This is a genomic window from Umezawaea sp., assembly GCF_057122925.1.
Window position 1 is genome coordinate 1 of the sequence record NZ_DBNGPQ010000185.1, and the last position, 6,473, is coordinate 6,473.

A 6,473-nucleotide genomic window follows, 5' to 3' on the forward strand; every position below is an offset into this window, starting at 1 on the left:
TATGCCGTAAGACTGGCACGGGCTATCGCATTCGCACCAGAGGGCGACTCGAACGCCCGAACCCTCGCCGCCGACGAATTCCAGTCGTGGCGGGGGCAACTCACCGCGTTCTTCTCGAACGACAAGATGACTGCGGAGGACAGAGCACTGTTCATCGCAACGGCTGTGCTGGACGGGGCGCCTCCCCTCGTCATCTGGAACGCGGCGATGCAGTTCCTCGACGAGAATCCCGACCGGCCGGTCAAGGAACTGCTGCTCGGAATGGATCTCGACAGCAGGTTCACCGAGAACCTCGAGGCCTCCGTATCCGACGACAAGGTGTCGTTGGACATCAAACGGCACGGCATCAGCGACGCCGTGCTGCCGCACCTGTGGCGTCAACGCCCACCGCTGCGCGGCAAGTTGTTCGAGTGGATCCGCGTGCTCACCGCCCATGACGGAATTGGTGAGCCCTACCTCCACGACATCGGCAAGCGGCTCACCTCGATAGCGATCAGGCATCCGGATTTCGACCTCGTCGCGCTGGTCACGACGTGGGTGACCGCCTCATCCGCGAACAGGTCTCTGGTCGCCCAACTGCTTACCGACCTCGCGGGTGACCCCGTCATCGGAGCGGCGGTCCGCGTGAAGCTCCGGGAATGGGCCTACAAGTACGGGAACGGTGACATTTCCGCGAATCTGGCCGAAGTCGTCGCCGAGGTGTGTGCGGGGCCCTTCGCCGACGTATACCCCAATCAGACTCTGGTCCGGCTCAAATGGCTGCTGAACGTCCCTCTGACCCCCACCATCCGCAGAGCGGCGCACGCTTGCCTGAACAAACTGGCGAGCGATCCCGACCAGGTGTCCGCGCTGCTCTCATCGGTACTGGCTTGGCGGCGAGACGCTCCGCGAGCCGCTGCCAGAGGGTTTCTCCTGCTGGTCGACATCACGGAGAGCAGTCACACGGCGGTGCGCCTACTGGAACTAGCGGGCAGCGACCCGCTCGTTCTGGATCTGCTGCGTGAAGGATGGCGTCTCGTGGCCGAACACTCGCCGCAGGGCGAAGCGAGACCGGTCATCACTTCCTGGTTGGCCGGTCCACCGTCGGACGTACTGCCGGCGGAACCAACGGCAACGCTGCTGGCCGACATGCTGCGAGTGGGCTTGCGTGACAGTCGACTCGCCGAGCCGTTTCTCACAGGTCACCAACATCCCGGAGATACCGCCTTCGCGGCGAAGGTCCTCGCCCTGGCTGTCAGGCCCGTCGCGGAAAACCTCTCGGACGGGTGAAACCACTGTTCCGCCCACAGCGCGAGTCGTTATCATTCACCGCCCGGTTGAACAGTTCGCTCCCGGCGGTCAGGTTCACTGCTCACCTGACCGCCGGGTGGGCGGTTGGGGCGTCGCCGAGGAGTGAAATGGTTCGCCACACCGTGCGCACGGCGATCGCGGAGATCGCGAAGGAGCAGGACCCCGCAGATCCTCTCGGAGCGGCAGACGCCGTGCTCTGCGGTTACTCGGAGAGCATCAGGTCGGCGGACGGGGTGGACATCCACCTCCTCAAGGCCGAGTTCGACCTCGATGAGAACAGTCGCGCGTCGCTTGCCGACTACGACGCCACGGACCGATCAGACCAGCAGAGGCAGAACGCGGTGCTGCGGCAGATCAAGGGACTGCGCGACCTGCTGGTCGACCCCGGACTTGGAACGACCTGGTTGTTGCGCCACCGTCCGGAGCACCTCGTTCAGGCGGACAAACTGCTGTCGCAGATCGTCGCCTCACCGCCTCCGACCGCGGAAAGCCACTCCTCGACCGATCCCCTCGTCGACCTGTTGCGGGACTTCGTCACGCCCATGGGCGACCCATCCCAACGAGTACTGGTGCTTCAAGCCCTCCCGATGATCCTGCGCAGCCTCAACCACGACGACCTGGCACACCGTGCCGAACTCCTCGTGCAGCGGGAAGCCCTTCTCCCCCCTCTCCCAAGCGAGCGGCCTGCGTGACCAGGTAGTTGCGCTCCGGCGTGCTCGTCGTCCTGCCCGCGGCCACCCGGTAGTGCTCCACGGCCGCCTCGACGTCGCCCGCCATCTCGCACAGGTGCGCCCGCACGGCGTCCAGCCGGTAGTGGCCGTCCAGGCGGTCGGCCACGGCGTCCAGCAGCACCAGGCCCGCCTCGGGGCCGTGCACCACCGCCACGGCGACGGCGCGGTTCAGGGTGACCATCGGGTTGCCGGTCATGCGTTCCAGCAGCCCGTACAGGCCGAGGATCTCGGGCCAGTCGGTGTCCTCGGCCTTGGCGGCGTCGTCGTGGACGGCGGCGATGGCGGCCTGCAACTGGTACTCCCCCACCATCCCCCTGGACACCGCGCTGGTCACCAGCGCGACGCCCTCGACGATCAGGCCGTGGTCCCACAGGGTCCGGTCCTGCTCGGCCAGCGGCACCAGCGAGCCGTCGGCGGCGGTGCGCGCGGGACGGCGGGCGTCGGTGAGGAGCATCAGCGCGAGCAGGCCCGCCACCTCGCCGTCGTCGGGCAGCACCGCGTGCACGGCGCGGGCCAGCCGGATCGCCTCGCCGGACAGCTCGCCCCGGTGCAGCTCGTGGCCGCTGCTGCTGGTGTAGCCCTCGTTGAACAGCAGGTAGAGGACGCGCAGCACGGACCGCAGCCGGGGCGCGCGCTCGTCGCCGACGGGCATGGCGAACGGCACCCCGGACGCCTTCACGCGCTGCTTGGCCCGGCTGATGCGCTGCGCCATGGTCGTCTCGGGCACCAGGAACGCGGTGGCGATCTCGGCGGTGGTCAGCCCGGCCACCGCGCGCAGCGTCAGCGCGATGGCCGACGCGGGCGTGAGGGCCGGGTGGCAGCACAGGAACAGCAGGACGAGCGTGTCGTCGCGGTCGACCACCTCACCGGGCGGCGGTTCCAGGGACGCGGCGACGTCCTCCCGCCGACGCCGGGCCTGCTCGCTGCGGAACTGGTCCGTCATCCGCCGCACCGCCGCCCGCACCAGCCAGCCGCGCGGGTTGTCCGGCACACCGTCGAGGGGCCAGTGCAGGGCCGCGGCGAGCAGGGCCTCCTGCACGGCGTCCTCGGCGGCGGCGAAGTCGCCGTACCGGCGGGCGACCACGCCGAGGACCTGCGGCGCGTGCTCGCGCAGCAGGTCCTCGACGCCGGTCGTCACTGCTCGACGCTCGGCGCGCTCATCACTTCCCGCACCTCGATCGGCTGCCCGATCGGCACGCCGTTCGGGCCGGGCGCCGCGGAGGCCTGCGCGGCGATCTCCAGCGCGCGCTCCTGCGACTCCACGTCCACCGTCCAGTACCCGGCGAGGAACTCCTTCGTCTCCGGGAACGGCCCGTCGGTCACGACCGGCGCCCCCTCGCCCTTGAAGACGACGACCTTCGCCAGGTCCGGCCCCGCCAGCCCCTGACCGTCGACCAGCTCACCCCTGTCGGTCAGCTCCTGGCCCAGCGCCTGCTGGAAGTCGATGTGCGCCTTGATGTCGCCGGGTGCCCAGCTGGTGATCGGCTCCACACCCTCGATCTTCGAGTAGCTCATCAGCAGCATGAACTTCGGCATCGTGCTTCTCCTCGTGGTCCGCCGCGCCCGGTTTCGGCGCCGTCGTGGAGAGGACGGAGCACGCGACGGGTTCTCGACATCCGACGTCCGAGTCCACCACACGAACCACCGGGAGCGCTCACCCCCGCAGCAGCGTCGTGCCCGCCGAACCGCCGGTGTGGGTGAGCCGCTTGGCGTAGCAGTCGTCGGCCCCGATGCCCTGCGCGTCGCACCACGAGTTGACCTGCGCCCCCGTGGCCGCGGTGCGCGGGACGACGGTCACCCAGAAGTCGTCGCGGTCGTAGCTGACGAAGTCGGCCGACCACAGCAGCAGCGCGTCCGGGTACCGCGCCCTGATCGCCGAGTGGTCCCGCCACACGGCCAGGTGGTCGTAGGTGAGCCCGCGGACGACCAGCCCGAGCTTCTTGGACGACAGCTGCGGCACCCAGCTGTCGACCAGCCGCTCCGCGGACGGGCGGTCGACCGCGACCTGCCGGTCCAGCGCGAGCCGGGCCGACGACTCGTCCACCGGCCCGGACCCGGTGGACGGGGCCGAGTAGGTGGGCGGACGGCCGCTGCCACCCACCTCGACCGTGGAACTCCCCGCACCCCCACCCCTGCCCGCGTTCGACGCCAGGTGCACGCCGAAGAACACGAGCACCAGCATCACGATCCCGGTGAACAGCGCAGGCGCCACGCCGGTCCCCGACGTGGACGCGCAGGGCCGGGCGGGCGACGGCAGCCCGAACGCCGAGGGCGGCAGCGGCGTCCCGCACCGCGCGCAGTAGGCGGCGCCAGGGTGGGCGGAACTCCCGCAACCAGCGCACGTGGTCATGTCGACACCTCTTCCGACTCACCGTCAGCACATTCGCGGAGCACGACCACCCCGCTCCACCTCTGTCGCGGAAAAGCCTCGGGCGTTACGCCACCACCGCACCAAAAAATCACTTCCTGTGGATGCAACGAAATCGCTCCCCACCGCGATTGGCCGGGTGACGAGCGACTGGGAGGAACGCATCATGGAAGTCATGGTGATATTGTTCATCATCGCACTCACGGGCTGGGCGATCGTCACCCAGGTGAAGGCGCGGGAACAGATCGACATCCCGACCCCGCTGAGCGAACAGGACGCGGCGAGGATCGTGTTCGACCACTTCGGGCCGCTGTGGACGCAGGTAGCGGGCGCGGGACACCTGAACTACCGCCCCAAGTTCAGAGCGGGCGCACCCACCGTGTCCATCGCCCTCACCCCCACCGGAATGCACGGGTGCACCGTGTCGATCTGGACTTCGACATTCAGCACGCGCTACGGACTCATGACCCACGCACAACTGGCGTGGCGGAAGAAGCAGACCCTGGCCGACAAACTGGTCACCACCACGCACCCCTCCGCACAACGACGACAAGGAACCTGACAACCCCTTTCTGACCACCTTCTGACCACTTGTCCACACTGTGGCCACAATCAACAAATAGGCGATCGCGAGGGGGCACCCGCGCCCCGCTACCATTCTCGGCCATGACGACGGAGAACTGGCTGGCCGACACCCGCACGTCCTACGACACGGTCGCCACCAGCTACGCGGACCTGCTGCGGGGTGCCATGGAGGACGAACCGCACCAGCGCGCGACCCTGGCGGTGTTCGCCGAGCTGGTGCGGAACGCGGGCGGCGGCCCGGTGGGCGACATCGGCTGCGGACCGGGCAGGCTCACCGCGGAACTCCGAGACCTGGGCCTGGACGCGTTCGGCATCGACCTCTCGCCCGCGATGATCGAGGTGGCCCGCCGGGACCACCCGGACCTGCACTTCGAGGTGGGCTCCATGACGGACCTGAGCCTCCCGGACAACTCGGCGGGTGGCCTGCTCGCGTGGTTCTCCCTGATCCACGTCCCGGACGAGGAACTCCCCGGCGTCCTGGCCCACTTCCACCGAGCACTGCGCCCTGGCGGCCCACTGCTGGTCGGCTTCCACGCGGGCGACGACACCACCCTGAAGACCCAGGGCTACGGCGGCCACCCGATGAACGTGCACATCCACAAACGCGAGCCCGCCACGATGTCGACGCGACTGCGGGAAGCCGGCTTCACCGTGGACGTCGAAACCGTCCTGCACCGAGACGAACACCGAGGCGCGATCCTCTTCGCCCACGCCAACGATTAGGCTAGCCTAACCTCATCACCCACAGGGGAGGTTGGCGGCATCTTGGGCACCTACTCGACACTGGACCAGCTCCAGCACAAGGTCATCGGCAAGGTGGCGTCGCTGGTCATGGCGTCGTCCAACGAACGCGACGAGTACGAGCAGTTCCCCATGACGGTGGCGAGAACCACCACCCTGAACCCCCACCTGCGCCGAATCACCTTCCACGCACCAGAGTTCGGCACCTGGTACACCAGCGGAGCAGACGAGTACTTCGGCCTGCTGGTACCACGCGGCAACGAACTGCACTTCCCGACGGTGGACCGCCTCAACATCCGCGCAGCGGTCGCCAAGATGCCGGAAGCCACCCGCCCAGACCTGCGCTGGTACACGGTCAGAGCCGCACGACGCGCCCAGTGCGAGATCGACGTGGACTTCGTCCTGCACGAGGACGCCCGCGGCCCCGGCTCGAACTGGGCGACAGCAGCGGAACCGGGCAGCATCGCAGGTTTCAGGGCCTGCGGCTCAACCTACGAACAACTACCGGACACAGCACAACGCCTACTGGTGGCGGACGAGACAGCCCTACCGGCACTGTCAGCAATCCTGGAACAACAACCAGGCGCACGGGCAATCGCAGAGGTACCGGACGAGACCTACCAGATCCCAACACCACCAGGGGTCGAGTTCGTCCACCGCGGCAACAACACACCGGGCACCCAAGCCCTACGAGCAGTAGCGGCACTACCAGCACAAGACTTCGACTACGCCTGGATCTGCGGCGAGGCAAACCTGGC

The 6,473-nt window shown here is 68.3% G+C and carries 8 protein-coding genes; 5 read left to right on the forward strand and 3 right to left on the reverse strand.

The genetic code is table 11. From position 1 onward, the window contains the following. Window positions 1-1,269 (forward strand): hypothetical protein (locus AC156L_RS41025; protein WP_484407811.1); only part of this gene is annotated, 1,269 nt, incomplete at its 5' end. Between the two features lie 128 nt (window positions 1,270-1,397). After that, window positions 1,398-1,982 carry a hypothetical protein gene (locus AC156L_RS41030; protein WP_484407812.1) on the forward strand — a complete coding sequence of 195 codons (585 nt, stop codon included), beginning with the start codon at window positions 1,398-1,400 and terminating at the stop codon, window positions 1,980-1,982. Here AC156L_RS41030 and AC156L_RS41035 read toward each other — a convergent pair. The 3 genes from AC156L_RS41035 to AC156L_RS41045 form a co-directional block, all read right to left on the reverse strand. Further along, window positions 1,894-3,159: an RNA polymerase sigma factor gene (locus tag AC156L_RS41035; protein WP_484407813.1), complete on the reverse strand. Its 1,266-nt coding sequence runs from the start codon at window positions 3,157-3,159 to the stop codon at window positions 1,894-1,896. The genes AC156L_RS41030 and AC156L_RS41035 overlap by 89 nt on opposite strands. After that, window positions 3,156-3,557, reverse strand: coding sequence for a YciI family protein (locus AC156L_RS41040; protein WP_330879005.1), 402 nt, complete (start codon window positions 3,555-3,557; stop codon window positions 3,156-3,158). The genes AC156L_RS41035 and AC156L_RS41040 overlap by 4 nt, the downstream gene beginning before the upstream one ends. 118 nt (window positions 3,558-3,675) lie before the next feature. Continuing rightward, entirely contained in the window at window positions 3,676-4,233 is a 558-nt protein-coding gene (locus AC156L_RS41045; RefSeq protein ID WP_330879004.1) for a hypothetical protein, read from the reverse strand. Between the two features lie 295 nt (window positions 4,234-4,528). Between AC156L_RS41045 and AC156L_RS41050 the strand changes: the two genes are divergently transcribed. From AC156L_RS41050 to AC156L_RS41060, 3 genes are all read left to right on the forward strand, one after another. Further along, a complete protein-coding gene (locus AC156L_RS41050) occupies window positions 4,529-4,951 on the forward strand; it encodes a hypothetical protein (protein WP_330879003.1) in 423 nt (140 codons plus the stop codon). A gap of 104 nt (window positions 4,952-5,055) precedes the next feature. Beyond that, window positions 5,056-5,697, forward strand: coding sequence for a class I SAM-dependent DNA methyltransferase (locus AC156L_RS41055; protein ID WP_330879002.1), 642 nt, complete (start codon window positions 5,056-5,058; stop codon window positions 5,695-5,697). Between the two features lie 42 nt (window positions 5,698-5,739). Then, the coding region (locus AC156L_RS41060) for a siderophore-interacting protein (protein ID WP_330879001.1) at window positions 5,740-6,473 on the forward strand (734 nt) is incomplete at its 3' end.

What these genes read in the sequence shown, in the direction of transcription:
- AC156L_RS41030 (WP_484407812.1), top strand. Translation starts at nt 1,398, where the DNA reads ATGGTTCGCCACACCGTGCGCACGGCGATCGCGGAGATCGCGAAGGAG.
- AC156L_RS41040 (WP_330879005.1), bottom strand. Translation starts at nt 3,557, where the DNA reads ATGCCGAAGTTCATGCTGCTGATGAGCTACTCGAAGATCGAGGGTGTG.
- AC156L_RS41055 (WP_330879002.1), top strand. Translation starts at nt 5,056, where the DNA reads ATGACGACGGAGAACTGGCTGGCCGACACCCGCACGTCCTACGACACG.